The organism is Actinoplanes sp. NPDC051494 (genome assembly GCF_044454705.1).
In the GTDB taxonomy this organism is placed as follows: domain Bacteria; phylum Actinomycetota; class Actinomycetes; order Mycobacteriales; family Micromonosporaceae; genus Actinoplanes.
In genome coordinates this window covers 97,279-118,337 of record NZ_JBITDZ010000013.1, presented here as the reverse complement: position 1 = coordinate 118,337, position 21,059 = coordinate 97,279, and the positions used below count along the sequence as shown (strand labels likewise).

Here is a 21,059-nt window from a genome sequence, read left to right as displayed (position 1 = left end):
CAACCGGCCCGGTTATGGCAGGCGCGGGGGCCCGCCCACCATGACCTGGAACCCACCATCGACCGGGATGAGCGCCCCGGTGAGCGCGGCGGTGCGCTCATCGAGCAGCAACCCGATCACGGCAGCCACATCCTCCGGCTCGACCATCCGCCCCAGCACCGAATGCCCGGCCAGATGCTCACCCATCGCCGCCGGCATGAACGCCGCACCGGCCTCGGTCCGCACCGCCCCCGGAGCAACGGTGTTGACACTGATCCCGTACGCCCCGACATCGGCCGCCACCTGCTCAGCGAAAGAGTTCAACGCAGCCTTGGAGACAGCGTGGGCAAGCTGCTGCTTACCGGTCCACCCGGCCGACATGCTGGACACGTACACAATCCGCCCCCGGCCCGCCGCCCGCATGATCGGCAGGACCGCGCGGGTGATGTGGAAAGCCCCACCGAGCTCGTCGGCAACCTTACCGGCAAGCTCGTCCCAGCTGGTCTGCTCCAACGAGGCCCGAACCGGCTGCCGGACATTGGCGTTGCAGACAAGAGCATCAACGCGGTCCAGCCCGCCGACCAGCTCCCCGATCTGCCCCGGCTCCCGAACATCAGCCCGGGCGGCGACCGCGGACCCACCCGCACGCTCGATGCGGGCAACCACAGCGGCTGCGGTGTCCACATCCTGAAGATAATTGACAACCACGTGATACCCCCGCTGCCCGAGCAGCAATGCGGTCGCGGCCCCGATGCCCCGCCCCGCACCCGTCACCACGGCAACCGGTCTCTCCGCCATCCTGAAAATCTACAGTGGACCCCACGTTCCCGGGCCGCCCACCACCCCGCCACCGCTCCGCACCAACGTCGATCGGCCCCGCACCCAAGCCGGCCCGGCCACCCACCGGGTCGCCCACTCACCCCGCCCAGCTCCCCGCCGAGACTTCCCCACCACCCTGGGTCCGTGCTCAGCCTGGGTCCGTGCTCAGCCTGGGTCCGTGCTCAGCCTGGGTCCGTGCTCAGCCTGGGTCCGTGCTCAGCCTGAGTCCGCGCCCACCCTGAGTCCCTACCAGCCCGACCCTCTGCCCACCGTCTTGCCGGCCACGTTCCCTGTCGGCCACGTTCCCTGTCGGCCCAGCCTCCTGCCTGCCCAGCCTCGCCGCCCGGCCCAGGTCCCTGCCGGCCCAAGCTCCCCGCCCAGGTTCCCGTCGGTTCGACTCTCCCGCGGCGCAACTTGTTGCCGGTCCAGCCTGCGCTGCCCCGACTGCTCTCCTGCTCAGCTCCCGGTGGCCCAGCTTCCTGTCGTTCCAGTGTTCCGGCGACCCAGCTTTCCCGGGGTCCCGGCGGTCCGTCATGGAATTCGGAGCGAGCATGACGGAATCCGACCGCGGTGGGCCGGTGCTCTTACTTCTGCCGGCGCCCATTCCTTTGTCGACTATCTGCTCAGGTCACATCACGGAACGTCGCGAACGCCGGGGGTGTAGGTAATGTTCCCGGGCTCGATATTGCGCCGCGGCCTGTCCAGGCGACCAGAAGTTGCTAAATCCCGGCGCAATGTCCGTCCAGTGCGGAGTTCGGCTCTGCCCTTGCGAAACCCTGACCTGCGGCGGAGCAATCCGCAGGAGGGCGGTCTAGCCCCGGACTTCGCACATGGGTGTGGACTGTGGTTAGAGCCAGCGGGGTCGGGTGGGGTCGACGTTGAGTAGGGCGAGGAGTTGGGCTTGTAGCCAGCCTGGGGTGGGGATTTTGGGTGGTTGGTGGTCGTGGGCGGGGATGAGTCGTAGGTCGTTCAGGGCGTGCAGGATGAGTCGGGCGGTGGGTCTGACGGCTCGGTTGTCGAAGGCGTAGAACCCGGTCATGTCGTGGCGGTGTTGTTCGGCGAGGCGCTGGCGGACTTCGCGTTCGATGAGGCTGAAGATGAGTAGGGCCAGGCAGATCACGGTGATCAGGGCGGTGATCCGGCGGTTGGTTTGCAGGAATATTGGTGCGACGGCGAGGGGTCCTTTGACCGTTGCGTAGCGTTGTTCGACGGCGGTTTGGCCTTTGTAGCGGCGTAGGACTTCGGCGGGGTCGGCGTCGGCGGGATCGAGGTTGGTCAGTAGGGCGTACCAGCCGTCGGTAGCGGTTTCGGCGTCGATCGCGTCCTGGTCGAAGTGCCAGGCGAAGACGGGCTTGCCGGTGTCCGGGTCCGTGGTGATGGTGGTGCGCAGGTAGGCGCCGACACGCCGTTTTTTGCTGATCTGGTCGGCTTTCGCGGTCACGGCGGCGGTGTCGGGGTGATACCGGGTGCCGGCAGTCCGTGCGAGGGTGTCCAGGTCGGTGCGGGCTTTGCCGAGTTTCAGCTGCCGGGCGGTGTGGGCGGCGTTCTGGTTGGCGCTGGAGTGGACCAGGATCCGGCGGACCGCGTGCACCCGGTCGGTTTTGCGGGGCCCGGGAAGGTGCATGACGTCTTCGGTGACCCGGTAGACGCAACGTTGTTCGGCGGATTTTGCGGCGTCTCGCTGGGCGATGTAATCCACCGCCACGGTCGCGGCGGGGTCGATACCGGCGAACAGGCCGGCCGGGACCCGGGATGCTGCGAGGGGGGCGAGGAACCAGACTGCGGTATCGGTCATCGCGCTGAGGTTGCCATACGAGATCAGTTTCGAGTCCCCGACCATCAAGAATCCGGGCGTGTCGGCCAGATCTTGCAGGGCGTGCATGGCGTCGACGACCTGCGCGATCTCGCCCGCGCCGCCGTCGTAGACCTGATGGAACACCGGGACCGCCCCGTCAGCGGACACCGCGATCCCGGCCTGGATCTGTTTCAAGTCCGGGCGCCGGTCTTTCGGATGCCCCCACCCGGGCTGCGGATAGTCCGGATCGTTCTGCGAGTAGGCGCCGAACAGCGAGATCGAGGTCATGTCCCAGTGCAGCCGGGTCACGTTGATGCCGAACACCTCGATCGCCGAAGCGCCGACCGTCCCGACGATGGTGTCGACGTTGTCGGCTACCGCGTCCAGGGCCCTGCCGAGCCGGTCGTCGCCCAACGACGAGGCGGCGATCCCATAGACCTCACCGACCGCCCACGCCCGCGCCCAGTCGCAGATCCCGGTCATCGCGGACGGCTGCGTCAACCGGTTCGCGATCAGGATCTCGATGACCTGGCCATGCGTGGCCAGGGCGACGTCGCGGATCGGGCACAACCTGTCGATGATCCCGGCGATATCGATCCGTCGGCAGAAATCCGCGATCACCGGCAGCGATCCGAGACGTTTCTCCAGCACAACACCCTCGACCAACTCGGCCCGAGGACGCACAGCACTACGACGAGGCACACCCATACTCGACCAACACATCGATCTTGATCAGAGTGACGGGCATTCACTCCAAAGCATGTGCGAAGTCCGGGTCTAGCGCAAAGGGCCATGATGTGCCGGACCTCAAGCTCCGCAGGCACGGTCCGACGGATTGCCGGCGACCCGGTCCCCGCGCGGCGGCCTTTCCTCGACCGCCGCGCAATTCACGTGGCGTGAAGGGACGGTCTACCCGCCTCCGGGATCGAGCAAGGATGAAGTCCGATTTCCGCCAGCACCCCGCGGTCGTCCGGTGAGACGCTGGGTTTCGAAGCAAGCTGGCCGGTGTGCGATCGGCTGGCGCGTGACCGGGCTGGGCGGGGCCAGTTCGGGTGGGACTGCTTGAGCGCGACCGGGTGGGGTGGGGGTGGGGCTGGCTCGGATGTGGGTGGGCTTGGCGGGTTTGCGATGGCTCGGCGGACGACTGGGGGGATCAGGGCTCCGGTCAGGGCGGAGGCGATGCCCAGGATGATCCAGCCAGTGGCGGCGGCCCGCACCCGGATCGGTTCCGGTTCCGGTTCCGATAGGAGAGGCAAGCCGACATCTGAACAGTGCGCACGTCCTGTTTGCAAAGGAGTTTGACGGGTATCACCGGGTCCTGTTCGCCCGAGACCCCGGCGGCGGTTCTTGTATCCGTCGGTGTTCGGTTGGAGCAGATCGTGCAGACTTTGCGAGGCAGTGAGTACGCCGAACTGTCCCGGCAGATCAAGGCGTCCGGCCTGCTGGACGCGCGTCCGGGCTACTACGCGCTGCAGATCTCGGTCGTCCTTGCCCTCTGCGCGGGTGGTGCGGTCGTCTTCCTGCTGGCCGGCGACTCGTGGTGGCAGCTCCTGGTGGCGGTCGCCTTCGCGGTGCTCTCCACCCAGGTCGGTTTCCTCAGCCATGACGCCGGGCACCGGCAGATCTTCCGGACCGCGCGGGCGAACCGGCTGGCCGGGCTCGTGTTCACGAACCTCGGCGTCGGGTTCAGCTACGGCTGGTGGGTGGACAAGCACAGCCGCCACCACGCCCACCCGAACGACGAGGACAAGGACCCGGACGTCGAAGCCGGTGCGCTCGTGTTCACCAGCGGGCAGGCCCGGGCGGCGCGTGGACCCGCCCGGATGTTCTACCGCTACCAGGCGTGGGCGTTCTTCCCGTTGCTGACGCTGGAAGCACTCAACCTGCGGGTGTCCAGTGTGCGGTATCTGCTCGGGGACCGGACCCGGCCGCGGGTCCGGGAGGGTCTGCTGATCCTCGCGCACGTGGTCGCGTACCTGACGGCGGTCTTCCTGGTTCTGTCACCCGGCAAGGCGGTGCTGTTCGTCGTGGTCCACCAGGGGTTGTTCGGGGTCTACCTGGGGTGCTCGTTCGCGCCGAACCACAAGGGCATGCCCCCGCTCAGCGCCGCCGACGACGCGAACTATCTGCGCCGGCAGGTGCTCACCTCGCGCAACATTCGCGGGCACTGGCTCACCGATCTCACCCTCGGCGGCCTCAACTACCAGATCGAGCATCACCTGTTCCCGTCGATGCCCCGGGTCAACCTGCGCCACGCGCAGCCCCTTGTGCGGGCCTTCTGCGCCGGGCGGGGCGTGTCCTATCTGGAGACCGGACTGATTCCCTCGTACGCGATGGTGCTGCGCCACCTCGACACCGTCGGCAACCTTCAACCCGCTGGGAGCACCACTCGATGACCAACACCTGGACCGACCTCGACCGCCGGGCGGTCGATACCGCCCGGCTGCTGGCCGCCGATGCCGTGCAGAAAGTCGGCAACGGCCATCCCGGCACCGCGATGAGCCTGGCACCGCTGGCGTACCTGCTGTTCCAGGACGTGATGCGGCACGACCCGAACGACGACCAGTGGCTCGGCCGGGACCGGTTCGTGCTGTCCTGCGGGCATGCCAGCCTCACCCTGTACGTGCAGCTTTACCTCGCCGGGTACGGCCTGGAGCTCGACGACCTGAAAGCGTTGCGGACGTGGGGTTCCGCGACGCCCGGGCATCCGGAGTACCGGCACACCCGCGGCGTGGAGATCACCACCGGGCCGCTCGGGCAGGGGCTGGCCAGCGCGGTCGGGATGGCGATGGCCGCCCGCCGGGAGCGGGGGCTGCTGGACCCGGACGCCGCGCCGGGGCAGAGCCCGTTCGACCACCATGTGTACGTGGTGGCGTCCGACGGCGACCTGATGGAGGGTGTCACCGCGGAGGCGAGTTCGCTGGCCGGGCACCAGGAGCTCGGCAACCTCGTGGTGTTCTACGACGCGAACCACATCAGCATCGAGGACGACACCGACATCTCGTTCAGCGAGGATGTCGCCGCCCGGTACGCCGCGTACGGCTGGCACGTGCAGACCGTCGACTGGACCCGGACCGGCGAGTACGTCGAGGATGTCGACGCGTTGCGGGACGCCACCGAGGCCGCCCGGGAGGAGACCGGGCGTCCGTCGATCATCGTGCTGCGGACGGTCATCGGCTGGCCCGCGCCGACGAAGCGGAACACCGGCAAGGCGCACGGTTCGGCGCTGGGCGACGAGGAGATCGCCGCCACCAAGGTGCTGCTCGGGTTCGATCCCGCGGAGACGTTCGCGGTGTCCGGGGAGGTGCTCGCGCACACCCGGGCCGCCGGCGACCGTGGTGCCCGCGTACACCGTCAGTGGTTGCCGGGTTTCGAGGCCTGGCGTGCCGCGAACCCGCAGCGGGCCGGCCTGCTGGACCGGCTGATGAAGCGCGAGTTGCCGGTCGGCTGGACCGACGCGCTGCCGGTGTTCGCCCCCGATCCGAACGGGATGGCCACCCGCAAGGCGTCCGGGGAGGTGCTGAGCGCGCTCGCGCCGGTGCTGCCGGAGTTGTGGGGCGGCTCGGCCGATCTCGCGGAGAGCAACAACACGACCATGGCGGGCGAGCCGTCGTTCATCCCGGTGGGAAAACAGACCGCGAACTGGAGCGGCGGACCGTACGGCCGGACCCTGCACTTCGGGATCCGGGAGCACGCCATGGGCTCGATCCTGAACGGCATGACGCTGCAGAGCCTGACCCGCCCGTACGGTGGCACGTTCCTGGTGTTCAGTGACTACATGCGGCCGGCCGTGCGGCTGGCCGCCCTGATGCGCCTGCCGGCCACGTACGTCTGGACCCACGACTCGATCGGGCTGGGCGAGGACGGGCCGACGCACCAGCCGGTCGAGCACCTCGCCGCGCTGCGGGCCATCCCCGGGCTCGACGTCGTGCGGCCGGGGGACGCGAACGAGACGTCGGTGTGCTGGCGAACCGTGCTGGAGCACACCGACCGGCCGGCCGGGATGATCCTGACCCGGCAGAACCTGCCGGTGCTGGACCGGGGCCCGGACGGGTACGCGGCGGCGGACGGCGCGGCCCGCGGTGGTTACGTGCTGGCCGGTGGTGCCGAGGTGCCGGACGTCATCCTGGTCGCGACCGGCTCCGAGGTGCAGATCGCGCTGGATGCCCGGACGTCTCTGGTCGCGGAGGGCCTGGCGGTACGGGTGGTCTCCATGCCGTGCCGGGAGTGGTTCACGACGCAGCCGCTGTCCTACCGGGACGAGGTGCTGCCGCCGTCGGTCCGCGCCCGGGTCAGTGTGGAGGCCGGGATCGGTCAGGGCTGGCGGGAGATCGTCGGCGACGCCGGTCAGATCGTCAGCCTCGAGCATTTCGGTGCCTCGGCCGACTACGAGCGGCTGTATGAGGAGTTCGGCATCACGGCCGGGCACGTGGCGGACGCGGCCCGGCTCAGCGTGCACGACGCCGCGGGGCAGTCCCGTCCCGGCGGCACCCAGCAGACCGCGACCCCGGCGACCGGCGGCACGGGCCGTTAGAACAGCGGACCGGGACGGCGGCCGAGGGGGACGCCGTCCCGGTCCACGAGGGCCTACGCGTACGGGTCGAAGGGGATCGCCGCGGGCTTGCTCGCGTTGAGCAGGTACTCGAACGCGCCATCCTTGATCTTCAGCGAGGCGGAGCCGAAGTTCGCGGCCATCAGGGTGTCCCGCAGGGCGGTGCTGGGGTATCCGTTCCAGTCGACCAGGGGCGGGTAGCGCCAGTTGTGGTAGTGGTTCTCCGGGGGTTCGTCGCCGGTGCCGGCCAGCCGGAAGAAGTGCGTGGACAGGCCGTCCTTGTGGTACACGGTCTTGGGGTGGGTGCCGTCGAAGCGGACCTGCGACCGGGGGTACGTCACCTGGCTGCTGTGCTGGGTCGTGGTCACGTAGTCGACCTGGTTGCTGCTCTGGTTGACCCACGAGATGACGTGTTCCCAGTCGTGCCGGTGACCGCCGAGGCTGCTGCCCGCGACTGCCTGGTCCTTCTCGAAGTAGCTGGCGTACACCACGGCGCACCAGCCGTTGTTGCACTTCGAGCGGGCGTACGTCTGGGAGTTGTCGAGATCGGACTGGTCCCGGCAGTTGCCGTTGACCGCGCCGGTGGGGTTCAGCCCACCGTTGAGGGTGCCGTCCGGGCCGATGGCCGGGGTGGCGTAGCAGCCGTCGGTGTCGTAGTCGTACGCCGGGGAGAACGTGGATTCGTAGCCACCCGCGTTCTGCGGCAGGCCGGCCGGCGGGGCGGCGAACGCGGGTGATGCGGCCAGGGCGAGCAGGAGGGTGGCGAGCCCTGCTGTCACGCCGGTGCGGCCCAGGGTGCGAGGCGCTGTCATGCGGCGAATCCTGACTTGCTGAATAGATATCAGTCAATAGTCAGTTTCGGTAACTCAGGGTGAACAACATTGCGGGCCCGTTACGGACGATCGTGGCCGATGAACTCCTGGTAACAACACCGGGAGCGCTTCCATTGCCCGGACGGTCGCCACCACGTACCGCTAAATGGGTCTTGAACAGTGCTAATGCTGTCAGCACTTTTCTACAGAGGACCTTTACTTTCGTCGATGCGATGCATAAGTTGCTGTCATCCGACAAAAGTTCGCGATAACCCTGCGCAACCGTGAACGGAGACGCATGGACGCTGACAACGTTGACAACCCGCGCCCGGGGTTCTCCCGGCGCTCCCTGATCGCCACCGGCGCGCTCGGGCTGGCTGTGCCCATTGCCGCTACCCAAGCCTGGACCGACGGTCGGCGGAGCGGTGTAGCCGCCGCCGCGCTGACCGGCGGGCAGCCCGCCCGGGCCGACGGCGCGATCAAGAAGGTCACCATCTACGCCGAGGCGCTGCCCGGCGGGCTCTACGGGTACGGCTACGCGCCGGGCACCGCCACCGTGCCCGGGCCCACGCTCGAGATGTACGAGGGCGACACCCTCGAGATCACCCTCGTCAACGCCACCGACCAGCGGCTGTCGATCCACCCGCACGGCGTGGACTACAGCACCGATTCCGACGGCGCGCCGTTCAACAACTCGTTCAACGCGCCCGGGCAGACCCGCACCTATGTCTGGCGTTCGCACGAGATGACCGCCGTCGCGGGCCGTCGTTTCATGCCTGGCAGCGCCGGCTACTGGCACTACCACGACCACGCGATGGGCACCGACCACGGTTCTCTGGGGGTCGCCCGCGGACTGTACGGCGCGCTGATCGTGCGCCGCCGCGGCGACATCCTGCCGGAGAAGCGGTTCGTCGCGGTCTTCCACGACATGTCGATCAACAACAGGGCGGCGCCGAACACCCCGATGTTCGAGGCGAACCTGGGCCAGCGCGTCGAGTGGGTCGCGGTCGGCCACGGCAACTCGCTGCACACGTTCCACCTGCACGCGCACCGGTGGGTGGACAACCGTACCGGGATGCTCGAGGGTCCGGCCGATCCGAGCGCGTCGGTCGACAACAAGGATCTGAACCCGGGCAGCTCGTTCGGGTTCCAGGTGCTCGCCGGCGAGGGTGTGGGCCCCGGCGCCTGGATGTACCACTGCCACGTGCAGAGCCACTCCGACGGCGGCATGGCCGGCATCTTCCTGGTCCGTAACGCCGACGGCAGCATGCCGCCCGGCGCGCAGGAGGCCATCGACCGCTTCCAGGGCCACGTCCACACCACCTCTCATGAAGGGCATGTGGAATGAGACGAATGTCCGCAGTGGTAACACTGTCGCTGGTGCTGAGCCTGATATCGGCGCCGGCGCCGACGCTCGCCGACGAAGCAGAAGGTCCAGGAGTACTGGTCTTCCACGGCGCGGCCGCCCAGCAGGAGGACCCGGTCGCGGTCGCCGCCGACACCGTCGAGGAGCTCGGCGCGGCGGCCGGCGTCACGGTCACCACGTCCAGTGACCCGGCGGTGTTCACGCCCGCGACGCTGGCTGCGTACCGTGCGGTGGTCTTCCTCTCCTCGGCCGGCACCGCGCTCAGCCGTGAGCAGGAGGCGGCGCTGCAGAGTTATGTGAAGGCCGGCAACGGTTTTGTCGGCATCGGCGACGCCGCGAAGGCGCAGCTCGACTCGGCGTGGTTCACCGGCCTGATCGGCACCCGGCCGGTCGGTGCGATCCCGAACTCGGAGCCGGTCGCCCGGGTCACCGCGAGCGGCGAGAACCCGCCGAACGAGATCGCGACGAAGCTGACCGACGGCGATCCGGGCACCAAGTGGCTGGTCCGTACGACGACCGGCTGGGTCACCTACGAGCTGGCCGCCGCGAAGGCCATCACCGCGTACGCGCTCACCTCGGCCAACGACTTCGTCGGGCGCGACCCGAGAGACTGGACCCTGCAGGGGTCCGCGGACGGGCAGAGCTGGACCGATCTCGACCGGCGCACCGCGCAGACGTTCCCGGAACGGCTGCAGACCCGGCGCTTCGACCTGGCCGCGGCCGCCACCTGGAAGTTCTTCCGGCTGACCATCACCGCGAACAGCGGCGAGCCGCTCATCCAGCTCGCCGACCTGCGGCTGTTCACCGGCGCCACCACCACACCGCCGTCGCCGGGCGTCAACCGGGCCGTCGTCGACGTGCTCGACCGGCAGCACCCGGCGACCGAGGACCTGCCGCTGACCGTCACCCGGTCGGACCGCTGGTACAACTGGGACCCGAACCCGATCGGTACGGTGCACACCGTCGCGCAGGTCGAGGAGCGCCACTACAACCCGGGGCTCGGCGCGAACGGGCCGTTCCACCCGGTGTCCTGGTGCCGGGACTACGACGGCGGGCGGTCCTTCTACACCGGCATGGGCCACACCGCCGGCAGCTACGCCGAGGACGCGTTCCGCAAGCACCTGTCCGGTGCCCTGGGCTGGGCCGCCGGCCTGGTCCGCGGGGACTGCCAGGCCACCATCGCGGCCAACTACACCACCGAGCGGCTGACCGCGGCCAACCAGACCGGGCAGCTCGACCAGATCGGCGAGCCGCACGGGCTGACCGTGGCACCGGGCGGCACGATCTTCTACGTCGGCAAGGCGGCGTGCCCGGGTGGCCCGATCGTCGAGTGGTCGGATCCGAACGTGGGCAAGGGCTGCGGCACCATCCACTCGTACGATCCGGCGACCAAGCGGGTGAAGCTGCTGACCACGCTCGAGGTGATGGGCAACCGGGGCAGCGGTTCCGAGCTGGTCAAGAACGAGGAGGGCCTGCTCGGCATCGTCGCGGACCCGGCGTTCACCACGAACGGCTGGATCTACGTGTACTGGATGCCGCACAACTCCATCGACCGGGAGAAGCGGATCGGTCAGCGCACGATCAGCCGGTTCACGTATGCCGGCGGCACCATCGATCAGGGCACACGCAAGGATCTGCTGCGGTTCCCGGTGCAGATCCACAGCTGCTGCCACGCCGGCGGTGGCATGGCGTTCGACGACGACGGCAACCTGTACGTGGGTTCCGGCGACAACAACTCCTCCGAGGGCTCCTCGGGATACTCCGGCAACAACTGGACCGCCGAGTACGCGGGCATCTCGTTCCAGGACGCGCGGCGCACGTCCGGCAACACCAACGACCTCGCGGGCAAGATCATCAGGATCCACCCCGAGGCTGACGGTACGTACTCCGTCCCGCCGGGCAACCTCTTCCCGCCGGGCACCGCGAAGACCCGGCCGGAGATCTACGTGATGGGCGTGCGCAACATCGCCCGGCTGCAGATCGACGAGGAACGCCAGTGGCTGACCGCCGGCTGGGTCGGCCCGGACGCCACCTCACCGAGCCCGACGCTCGGCCCGGCCAAGTACGAGACGGCCACCATCCTCACCTCCGCCGGCAACCAGGGCTGGCCGTACTGCATGGGCAACCGGCAGCCGTACCGCGACCGCAGCAGCACCGACGCGACCGTGCTGACCGGCTGGTACCAGTGCGGCAACCTGAAGAACGAATCCCCGCGCAACACCGGCCTGACCGACATCCCGCCGGCCCGCGACAACATGATCTGGTACGCGCCGGACGGCGGCGGCCCGGTCTTCCCGCCGCGCGCCGACGGCAGTGGCGTCCCGACGTACGTCGCGGCCGACGCCACGTACACGCAGCCCTATCTCAAGGGTGGTGGTCAGGCGGTCATGTCCGGCCCGACCTACCACCGCGACCGGGCGGACACCACCAGCGGGGTGGCCTGGCCGCAGTACTGGGACGACAAGTGGTTCCTCGGTGACCAGTCCAACGCCGCCAACCGGGTGGCCGTCACCGTCGACCCGGCCGGCGTCGCGGCGCAGTCCCCGCCGCCGTTCGCCGAGTCGCTGCGCGCCATCCTCCCGGGCGGTACCGGCGACACCCGCCTGCAGTCCTGGATGGACGCCAAGTTCGGCGCCGACGGAGCGCTGTACCTGCTCGACTACGGCGGCGGTTTCTTCAGCCTCAGCCCGGCCCAGAAGCTGCTCAAGGTCAGCTACAAGGGCGGCCCGGCCACCCCGGCACCGGCCGCGACCTCGGTCGCGGTCCAGAACAAGCCGTTGACGTACGCGTTCACCGGCTCCCGCTCCGGCGGCGTCAGCTACCGCTGGGACCTCGGTGACGGTGCGACCTCGACCGAGGCGAACCCCCGCCACACGTACGCCCGGACCGGCACCTACACCGCGAAGCTGACCGTGACCTACGCCGACGGCGAGCAGGTCACCGTGACGACGACGGTGGCCGTCGGCTGTGCCGTCCCGGACTCCCGGGCGACCGTCCACCTCGGCGACACCGACACCGGGGTGCCCAACCCGGCCACCGGTGGGGGCTGCACGCTCAACGACCTCATCGACGACGAGAGCACCTGGCCCGACCACGACAGCTTCGTCCGGCACGTCACCAAGGTCGCTTCCTCTTCCGCCCTGACCCCGCGGCAGATCGGCACCCTGACCCGGGCGGCGGCGGCGTCCCCGATCGGGACGGCCGGATATCAGGGCTACGAGCCGCTGTACGACGGCACCGACGCCTCGCTGCTCGGCTGGGAGCAGGCCCCCTCGGGATCGTTCAGCATCCAGCCCGACGGTTCCCTGCGCTCCGCCGGCGGCCTGGGCATGCTCTGGCACACCCGGGAGCTCGCGGACTTCTCCCTGAAGCTGCAGTTCCGCGACATCGCCCCGGGCACCGGCCGGGCCAACACCGGGGTGTTCATCCGCTTCCCGGACCCCCGGACCCCGCTGGAGCAGCGCCCGCCGGACAGCTGCGGCACGGTCGGCTCGGCCCGCACGTCGCAGGCCTGGGTGGCCATCTACTGCGGCCACGAGATCCAGATCTACGACGGGGACACCGGTGAGCCCCAGAAGACCGGCTCGGTCTACAACTTCGACCCGCAACCGCTGTCCGCGGCCGGGGTCACCCCGAAGAACGTGTGGAACGACTACGAGATCAAGGCCGTCGGCCAGCACTACACGATCATCCGCAACGGCGTCGTGATCAACGAGTTCGACAACACCCCGGGCAAGCAGTCGTCGCGGGCCGGCGATCCGCCGACCGACCTGCGGCAGTTCCTGCGCGGGCACATCGGGCTGCAGAACCACGGCGACGCCGACCTGGCCGAGTTCCGCAACGTCCGGGCCCGGGAGCTGTCATGAGATCACTTCGCGCCGCGCTCGGTGTGGTCCTGCTGGTGCTCCTGTTCGCCGTGACGCCCTCCCCGGCGTCCGCCGCGCAGACGCTGACCTGGACCGCCGACGACGACATCACCCGCTACAAGTCCGTGCCCGGCACGGCGGTCGCGGGCGAGACCACCATCGTCTGGGAGAACAGCGCGGCCACCGGCAACACCACCGGGATGCCGCACACACTCACCTTCGACACCACCACGGCCGGATACAACCACGACGTCACCGTCAACATCCTGGCCAGCCCGTTCGACACGAACAACGGCCGGCACACGGCGACCGTCACGCTCAGCCCGGGGACGTACCGCTACTACTGCACCATCCCCGGGCACAGCGGCATGGTCGGCGAGCTGGTCGTGACCGGCGGGGAGCCGGCCCCGGACACCACCGCGCCCACGGTCTCGGCCACGGTGGCCGGGGGAGTCGGCTCGGCCACCGTCACGGTCACCGCCACCGACGCCGGGTCGGGGGTCGACACCGTCGAGTACCAGGTGGACGACACGAGCTGGAGTCCGTACACGGCACCGGTCGTGGTGACGGCGATCGGCTCGCACGCGGTGCAGTTCCGGGCCACGGACCGGGCCGGCAACGTCTCGCAGACCGGCTCGGTGCAGTTCACGGTCACCGAGCCCGATGACGAGGACAGCACGCCACCCACGGTCACCTCCGCGGTGACCGGTGGCGTGGGTTCGGCGACCGTCACGCTCACCGCCACCGACGACGACTCCGGGGTGGCCCGCATCGAGTACCAGGTGGACGGCGGGGCCTGGACGGCGTACACCCAGCCGATCGTGCTGACCACGGCCGGCATGCACATGGTCCACTTCCGGGCCACCGACAACGCCGGCAACACGTCGGCCGAGCAGATGGCCCACGTGACCGTGGAACCCGCGCCGAACCCGGACACCACCCCGCCCACGGTCACCGCGGCCGTGACCGGCGGCGTGGGCTCGGCGACCGTCACCCTCACCGCCACCGACGCGGACTCCGGCGTCGCGACCGTGGAGTACGCCCTCGACGCCGGAGCCTGGACCCGTTACACCGCACCGGTCGTGGTCACCGCACCCGGCGCGCACACCGTCCGCTTCCGGGCGACCGACAACGCCGGGAACGCCTCCACCGCCCAGTCCTCGGCCTTCACGGTCACCGCGGACGGCACCGACGACTGTCCCGCCTCCGACACCCGGCCCACGGTGGTGATCGGCGCCGACGACACCGGCGTCGCCAACACCGACACCGGCAACGGTTGCACGATCAACGACCTGATCGACGAGCACGCCGACTACCCGACCCACGCCGCGTTCGTCCGGCACGTCCAGGGCGTCACCGACGGCCTGGTTGCGGCCGGCACCCTCACCTCCCGGCAGGCCGGGACGATCGTCCGGGCCGCGGCCCGGCACTCTTCTTCTGGACAGGAGCACGCATGAGACGTTCAGTCGCCCTCGCCGTCGCCACCACCGCGGCCGTCACCTCCGCCGTGCTGGGCAACGCGCCCAGCGCCAGCGCCGACCTGGTCACCTACTGCATCGGTACGGGCGGAGCGGTGACCGTCCCCAACGACCTGTACGTCCCGGCCGGCGAGTCCTGCGCGCTCACCGGCACCATCATCACCGGCAACGTCAGCGTGGCCGCCGGCGCCAACCTCGTCGTCACCGGCGGCCGCGTCGACGGCCAGGTCAGCATCGCGTCCAACGGTTACCTCGACGCCAAGCGGAGCACGGTCCGCGGCGAGATCACCGTCGCCTCCGGCGGTTACGGCGTCTACCTGCAGACCGCGGAGAGCGGGTCCGTCACGGTACGGGCGAAGGGCTCGGCCACCATCGACAGTTTCCTGTTCGCCGAGGACGCGAGCATCACCGGCTCGGTCAACGCGCAGGCCGGTGAGGTCCGCCTGGACGCCGGCACCGAGCTGACCGGCTCGCTGTCCACCACCGGCACCTATTACACCGACCTGCACGACTCGTTCGTGGACGGCACCCTGTCGGTGCTCAACAGCTCGACCGGCAGCGTGATCTGCGGCAGCGCGGTCCGCGGCCGGTCCACGTTCGCCGGCAACCTCGGCGGCGTCCAGCTCGGCCCGGACGGCGCCCTCGACACCTGCGCCTCGGGCGGCTATTTCGGCGCGGACGTCAGCATCACCAACACCACCGGCACGGTGACGGTCGGCGACAGCATCATCGACGGCAAACTGACCGTGCAGCGCAACACGCCGGTGGCCCGGGTGGCGGCCACCAACCGCATCCGCGGCGGCGTGGTCGGCGATCCCGCCCCGGCCGCGGCCCGCTCTTCCGCTCCGGCCGCGGCCCCGCGCGGGGAACGCGGCGAGGACCGGGCCGAGGACCGCCGCGCCTCGGCGGTCTCCGAAGCGGTCGCCGCGGGGGACGCCGGCTTGTGAGTTCGGCGGGTGGTGGGCTGGGCCTCGTCGGCCGGCTCACCACCCGGACGTCACCACGACCTTCCTGCCGGCTGCCTTCACCGGGTAGCACCTGGTCTCATGGGTCCACGGATTGGTGACGTAGACGCGTACCCCGCCCCTGATGTCCTTGATCTTGACGATCGTCATCCCGATGCCGGCGTTGTACCGCCTGGCCGTGGTGCGAAGCTGCGTGCGGAGGCGGGGCACCTTGATCGCTCTGCCCTTGGCGGCCTCGCGGGTCGCGGCCGCCCCGGTGTCGGCCACGACCTTGGCGTGCTCGGCGGTGCGTGACATCTTCAGGTACGCGTTGCCGAGCCAGTACTCGGCCCGGGTGATCGCCTGTGCCGCGGGCGGCGGCGTGACGCTCTGCCTGCCGTACGTGTAGGTGGTCGATGTGCTGACCTCCGGGGAAACCCCGTCAATGCCGGTCAGCACGCCCGCGGCCGAGACGTGGAAGGTGAACGTCATGCTGTGCTCGGCGACGGCGACCCGGTAGTCGGTCGTGCCGTCCGGCCGGGTGATCCTGGTGCCCGCCTCGTGCGCGTTCGCGCCGGCTCTGCCGGGGGCGGGGACCGGGGTCTCCTCCAGGAACGACGCGACGGTGAGCGTCCTGCCGGGCGTGAACAGGTAACCGGTCCCGGTGCGGCCGGTCATCCGCACGATGGCCCGGGACCTCCGGTCGAAAAGACCCTCGTACAGTCCCGTGCCCGCACGGGCATACGTGACAGCGGTGGTGGTCCCGTTGGTGGAACGGTCGACGACAGTGCCGGTGCCGGTGTCGACCAGGATCTCCTCGGTGAAACCGCTCGGGCCGGCGGTGAAGGCGTAGGTGCCCCGCCATCCGTGATCGGCCGCGGCGGCGGAGTCAGCCGCCACCTGCGTCAGGGCCACCGCCATCTCGGCCCTGGTCAGAGCCGTCGCCGGGTCGGCGGCGAGGGCGGGGGCACACGTGCCGGGAACCGCGAGCGAGAGGGTCACCAGCAGCAGGGCGGGCCGGTACGCACGACGCATGCCCGGCTCATCGACGCCGAGGTCAGCGACGTGAGGGTTTCCGGTGCCGTACGAAAGCGTCACCGCTGAGGCTGAGCCCGAGGCTCCCGCCATGAGATTGAGACGGTGTCAGGTGCAGGCCACCAGCGGCGAGAGGAAGAAACAGGAGCCGGTGAGGCACAGCAGGACCGCGGCACCCGCGCGGATGGCGCCGGCCAGTTTGCCGCGGCCCCGCCACGTGATGGACAGGACTTGTTCCATGACGACGAGCAGGAGCCAGCCGAGGACCAGCAGCGGCACGATCACATCCCAGGACGGATCCCGGAAGCTGCTGTGGCTGCCGCTGCCACTGCTGCCGCAGGGCCCGGACGGCGGTTCCACCACCCACATGCTGAGCAACGTCAGCAGCAACCCGCCGGCGAGTACGGCCCACAGCCCGCTGAGCAGCACGGGTCGCTCGTTGTCGTCGGTCACCGGCGCAGCGTAGGAGCCGGGCGCCACCCCAGCTGACGGTCATGGTGACCGTCACCTATGTGTGCGTGACCCTGTGCACCATCGCGTGCATCTATAGTGCCGTCATGGTTTCTCCCGCGCGGATCAGACCGCCGGCGTTGCGTTCAGGTGACCTGGTGGCGTTGGTCGCGACGTCCGCGTGGGTGACAACGCCCTGCGCCGCCATTTCCCTCTGGCCGGCTGTGGTGCGAGGCGGGCTGGCGACGGTCCACGGTCCCGCGGCGCCGTATGCGGTCCAGGACGCCGCCGGTTCGACGGCTGACGGCGTTCGGCGGGCGTTGATGACAAGCGACCCGGTGCTCGGCGGTCTGCCGTACGGCCACGGTGACCTCGACGCCGGCGCCGGAACCTTGACGATCCAGCCGGTCGGCCGGTGAACCGACGAGATGGGGCAGCCGATGGACGATCCGATGACCCGGCCGGAAACGGTGGCCCGCCGACTGGGCCGCCGGGCCGCTGAGATCCAGGAAACGCTGAACGCCTCCGGGGCCGGCGACCCTCCCCCGGGGCCCGAGCGTGCGACCGTCGACGTGCTCACCGACGCGTTCCGGGCGTGGGATCCCGAGGGCAGCCGGCTGGAGACGGTCGACCCGTCGGAGCCGGCCCTCGGGCTGCCGATCGGCGGTGATCTCGACCGGCATCGCTACTCGGGCGGGATATGGTTCGTGGCCGGAACCCTGCCCTCCCCGGCCGCGGCCCAGATGCTTCTGGTCCGGCCGAACGAGACGATGGTGGCGCTGTCGCGCCGGGCATCACCCGAGCACATCGCCGAGGCTGTAATCCAGCTCCGCGATCCCGTCGCAGCGTGGACCCAACCCGGCAGCGGTGCCGCTTTCCCGGCCGGGTGGAGCGGGCATCGCTTCGCCGAGCGGTCCGACTACCTCCGGCACCCGCCGCGGTGGAACGTGACACCGACCGGCCCGCCGCTCATCGACATGTCGATGGCAACCGTGCTCACCCTGCACGAGCCGGTCGTCAATCCCTTCGTCTTCGAGGAGTGGATGACCTTCCTGGGCACCGTTCCCGAACAGGCCACGCCCGCGTCGCTGCGGAACACGTTCACCCTGCGGCTCACCGAGGCGTGGGCCTGGGCGGCCGTGGACGCACTCATCGACAGCATCGGTGCCATGGCGGCCCGGTTCGAGGAGGAGCCCGGGATCGGCGGGCAGATCCACGAGCGGCATCGCACCGCATCCGCGCGATGGGGTTCCCCGCGGGAACGGGCGCTGCGCCCGCTCCGGGAACGCCTCGACGTCCTCGTGGCCGGCGTCGAGGAACAGGACACCCTGCTCATCGACACCGACCCGCGCCTGAGGGTGGAACTCCTCCCCGCCTACCATCCCGTCGGGGGCCCGCCCGCGCGGTCCCGGGTCACCCGCCATCGGAACGGGATCCAGATGGAGATCGAGGTCGACGTGACCGCCGGCCCGGCCGAGATCGAGGCGGAGGTGCGGAACTGCTTCGCCCTGGCTCGCGCCGATACGTCGCCCTTCCAGTTCCGGAGCCCCAGCGATCTGCTGCGCCTGGCCGCACCGGCGGACGATCACGCGGCGCTGACCCGCCTCGCCGGCCTCGACAACCGCCTGACGCAGGTGGCCGCGTTCGCGGACTGGGTCCTGGCCGTCCGTAACGGCCAGGACCCGGGGCTGTGACACGATCTGCTCGGTGACCGATCGCGAGTTCCGGCCGGCCGGCGTCCGCACCGGAGATGTCCTGGGCAGCTGCACCGGCAGCTGAAGGGTCAGCCGGTCAGGAGGGCAGCAGGAGGTGCGGGATCGGCCATTGCGTGGGTGGCCATCCGGGCACCGGGAGCTTGTGCCCGACCGCGGCGACCGACGTCTCGCTTCCACTGTGGCCGGCCGCGCTGTGGCGGACCAGGAAGCGGAATTCCGCCTTCGACTGCCCGGCCACGGTCACCATCTCCAGGTACGCACCGACGGGCCGCGCCGCGACGACCGCCCCGGTGTGCACGAGCGGCAGGTGCTCGTCGCGCCAGGCCTGACACTGCCGGTCCACCATGTAGCGGAAACCGTTCTCCTCCGAGGCGGGAGCGGACAGCCGGGCCGCGTGCTCGTCGTCGTTCTCGCGCCCGATCGAGATGAGATAGTGCTGCGCGACGGTCAGCCGGAATTCGCCGGTGAGAGCCGCCCACAATGCGTCGTTACCGGTGCCGAGGTGCAGCACCCGGATCCAGCGCATAATCGTGTCCGGTGCGTTTCCCGGACTTGAGATGACCACCCGGTTCATCGGTGATACCCGCCTCGGAGTGCATTCGCCACGGGCGCCGCCGGGGCGGTGAATCGGAATCGCTGGGCGTTCGCGGCCGGCACCCGCCGCAGGCCGATGAGGCCGCCGTCCGCGATCAGGTAATGATCCGGGAAGTTCGCCGACCGCAGCACCGTCGTGCCACCGGTGTCCTGCCGGCAGAATGTCGCGTCGGCCGCGAACGTGGCACCCCGGTCCGGTCGGCGCAGCACCAGGGCGAAATTCTGGTGCCGGACGAACAGGCCGGGATAGTTCACCGCCTCGAGGGACAGGCACCGGCTGTCGGCGAGGCCGCGCCGCAGCACGAACGTCGCGTCGGCCCGGCTCAGGTCGTCGCCGACGGGGTCGAGGCGGAGCCGGAAGTCGCGGTGCCGCAGCAGCAGGCCCGCGGTGCCGTCGGCGACCAGGCTGACCCGGTCGCCCGGGGAGGGCGCCGGGGTCCGGGACGGGGTGGGGGCGGGCGGTGCGGGGGAGGAGGGCGGTGCGACGGTGGCCCGGCGCGACGTCCGTGCGGCCGCCGTCGTGGTCAGGGTCGCGACCGGCTCCCTCGACGGGGCCTCGTCGGTGAAGATCGGCACCGGGACCGCCGGGGTGCCCGGGGTCCACGGTGCCGCCCACGAACCGGCGGAATCGTCACCGGCCGGTCGCTTGTCGTCCGTTGTCGCGGAGACCAGGCCGGCCATCGTCAGAATCGCGGCGAACAATCCACCCGCGATGATGGCCGCACTACCGAGATGCGGCCGGATCTCTGCGCGTAAGACGCCGAGACGGGACATAAACTTTCCCATTCCCCCACACCGAGAGCCGCCGCCACGACTGCACCCAACGTGCTGCCCGGCAATATTCGAGGAAATGTCGACGGAAAGCAAGGGGGTGGTGACGGATCGACCAGACATTCACTTGCGACGATGTGTCTGATGTGGAGCCCGGGTTCACGTACCCGGAAGTTTCAGTAGTGGCCGTTGTTCTGGAAGTAGGACCACGCGCCGCACGGCGTCTTGTAACGGCCCTTGATGTAGCCGAGGCCCCACTTGATCTGGGTGGCGGCATTCGTCTTCCAGTCGCTGGCGACCGTGCCCATCTTGCTGCCCGGCAGTGCCTGGGGGATGCCGTACGCGCCGCTGCTGCGGTTCTCGGCGCGGGCGTTCCAGCCGCTTTCCTTGTTCCACAGATTCTTCAGGCACGGGAACTGGTCGATCCCGAAACCGGCTTCGAGCATCAGCGCGCAGCCGGTGGCCTGGTTGCCGGAGAACTCCTTGCAGGAGGACGGGATCGGCCCGTCGTACGGCACCAGCGCGTTGGCCTTGCGGGCCTTCTCGGCCTTCTCCTCGGCCTTGCGGGTGATGCGCGACTTCTCCAGGTCGCGGGCCTTGGTCGCGGCGGTCTTGGCGTCGGCGGACGCCCGCTCGGCGGCCACACCCTCGGCCGCCCGCTGCCACGACCGGGCCGCGGCGTGCTGGTTCTGCCGGGCCTTGAGCAGCATGATCTCGTTCGCGTCGGCCTGGGCGACGAGCTGGGTCTCGACGCCGGCCACCTGGACATCTCGGACTTGTCCGACATAGACGCCGCCGATCGCACCGACGACGAGGAGTCCGACAGAGGTGGTGCGAACGCCCACCCGTTTCCAGAGCCCGGCCACGAAACATCCCTCCGTAG

Annotated in this window: 16 protein-coding genes; 8 read left to right on the top strand and 8 right to left on the bottom strand. The window is 69.9% G+C overall.

Features of this window, described 5'->3' with window-relative positions:
• Nucleotides 1-12: 12 nt before the first annotated feature.
• Nucleotides 13-777, bottom strand: coding sequence for an SDR family oxidoreductase (locus tag ACIA6A_RS34830; RefSeq protein ID WP_396102245.1), 765 nt, complete (start codon nt 775-777; stop codon nt 13-15).
• Between the two features lie 868 nt (nt 778-1,645).
• The gene (locus tag ACIA6A_RS34825; protein ID WP_396102244.1) at nt 1,646-3,244 is read right to left on the bottom strand and encodes an IS1634 family transposase; all 1,599 of its coding nucleotides are present in this window, start codon (nt 3,242-3,244) and stop codon (nt 1,646-1,648) included.
• A 728-nt stretch (nt 3,245-3,972) separates the two neighbouring features.
• Between ACIA6A_RS34825 and ACIA6A_RS34820 the strand changes: the two genes are divergently transcribed.
• Entirely contained in the window at nt 3,973-4,989 is a 1,017-nt protein-coding gene (locus tag ACIA6A_RS34820; protein ID WP_396102243.1) for a fatty acid desaturase family protein, read from the top strand.
• A complete protein-coding gene (tkt, locus tag ACIA6A_RS34815; protein WP_396102242.1) occupies nt 4,986-7,127 on the top strand; it encodes a transketolase in 2,142 nt (713 codons plus the stop codon). Before ACIA6A_RS34820 ends, tkt begins: the two co-directional genes overlap by 4 nt.
• A 53-nt stretch (nt 7,128-7,180) precedes the next feature.
• On the opposite strand, the gene ACIA6A_RS34810 is transcribed toward tkt, so the two are convergent.
• Nucleotides 7,181-7,957, bottom strand: coding sequence for an NPP1 family protein (locus ACIA6A_RS34810; RefSeq protein ID WP_396102241.1), 777 nt, complete (start codon nt 7,955-7,957; stop codon nt 7,181-7,183).
• 298 nt (nt 7,958-8,255) lie between these two features.
• Between ACIA6A_RS34810 and ACIA6A_RS34805 the strand changes: the two genes are divergently transcribed.
• From ACIA6A_RS34805 to ACIA6A_RS34790, 4 genes are read left to right on the top strand one after another with little or no spacing between them, the layout of a single operon-like run.
• Nucleotides 8,256-9,305: a multicopper oxidase domain-containing protein gene (locus tag ACIA6A_RS34805; protein WP_396102240.1), complete on the top strand. Its 1,050-nt coding sequence runs from the start codon at nt 8,256-8,258 to the stop codon at nt 9,303-9,305.
• Between the two features lie 5 nt (nt 9,306-9,310).
• Entirely contained in the window at nt 9,311-13,189 is a 3,879-nt protein-coding gene (locus ACIA6A_RS34800; RefSeq protein WP_396102239.1) for a ThuA domain-containing protein, read from the top strand.
• Complete coding sequence (locus tag ACIA6A_RS34795; protein WP_396102238.1) at nt 13,186-14,646, top strand: OmpL47-type beta-barrel domain-containing protein; 1,461 nt, start codon at nt 13,186-13,188, stop codon at nt 14,644-14,646. Before ACIA6A_RS34800 ends, ACIA6A_RS34795 begins: the two co-directional genes overlap by 4 nt.
• Nucleotides 14,643-15,614 carry a hypothetical protein gene (locus tag ACIA6A_RS34790; protein WP_396102237.1) on the top strand — a complete coding sequence of 324 codons (972 nt, stop codon included), beginning with the start codon at nt 14,643-14,645 and terminating at the stop codon, nt 15,612-15,614. The genes ACIA6A_RS34795 and ACIA6A_RS34790 overlap by 4 nt, the downstream gene beginning before the upstream one ends.
• 36 nt (nt 15,615-15,650) lie before the next feature.
• Here ACIA6A_RS34790 and ACIA6A_RS34785 read toward each other — a convergent pair whose 3' ends face one another.
• Together ACIA6A_RS34785 and ACIA6A_RS34780 are read right to left on the bottom strand one after the other, a co-directional pair.
• Nucleotides 15,651-16,646 (bottom strand): hypothetical protein, encoded by a 996-nt coding sequence (locus ACIA6A_RS34785; RefSeq protein ID WP_396102236.1) that lies wholly within the window; start codon nt 16,644-16,646, stop codon nt 15,651-15,653.
• A gap of 108 nt (nt 16,647-16,754) precedes the next feature.
• Nucleotides 16,755-17,099, bottom strand: coding sequence for a hypothetical protein (locus ACIA6A_RS34780; protein ID WP_396102235.1), 345 nt, complete (start codon nt 17,097-17,099; stop codon nt 16,755-16,757).
• A 41-nt stretch (nt 17,100-17,140) separates the two neighbouring features.
• Between ACIA6A_RS34780 and ACIA6A_RS34775 the strand changes: the two genes are divergently transcribed.
• Nucleotides 17,141-17,515 carry a hypothetical protein gene (locus ACIA6A_RS34775; protein WP_396102234.1) on the top strand — a complete coding sequence of 125 codons (375 nt, stop codon included), beginning with the start codon at nt 17,141-17,143 and terminating at the stop codon, nt 17,513-17,515.
• Between the two features lie 21 nt (nt 17,516-17,536).
• Complete coding sequence (locus ACIA6A_RS34770; RefSeq protein ID WP_396102232.1) at nt 17,537-18,790, top strand: hypothetical protein; 1,254 nt, start codon at nt 17,537-17,539, stop codon at nt 18,788-18,790.
• A gap of 97 nt (nt 18,791-18,887) precedes the next feature.
• Here the strand turns inward: ACIA6A_RS34770 and ACIA6A_RS34765 are convergent, their stop codons facing one another.
• From ACIA6A_RS34765 to ACIA6A_RS34755, 3 genes are all read right to left on the bottom strand, one after another.
• Nucleotides 18,888-19,337 (bottom strand): hypothetical protein, encoded by a 450-nt coding sequence (locus ACIA6A_RS34765; RefSeq protein WP_396102230.1) that lies wholly within the window; start codon nt 19,335-19,337, stop codon nt 18,888-18,890.
• Nucleotides 19,338-19,381: 44 nt separating this feature from the next.
• A complete protein-coding gene (locus ACIA6A_RS34760; RefSeq protein ID WP_396102229.1) occupies nt 19,382-20,107 on the bottom strand; it encodes an AbfB domain-containing protein in 726 nt (241 codons plus the stop codon).
• A 245-nt stretch (nt 20,108-20,352) separates the two neighbouring features.
• Entirely contained in the window at nt 20,353-21,042 is a 690-nt protein-coding gene (locus tag ACIA6A_RS34755) for a lytic transglycosylase domain-containing protein (RefSeq protein WP_396102228.1), read from the bottom strand.
• Nucleotides 21,043-21,059 lie beyond the last annotated feature (17 nt).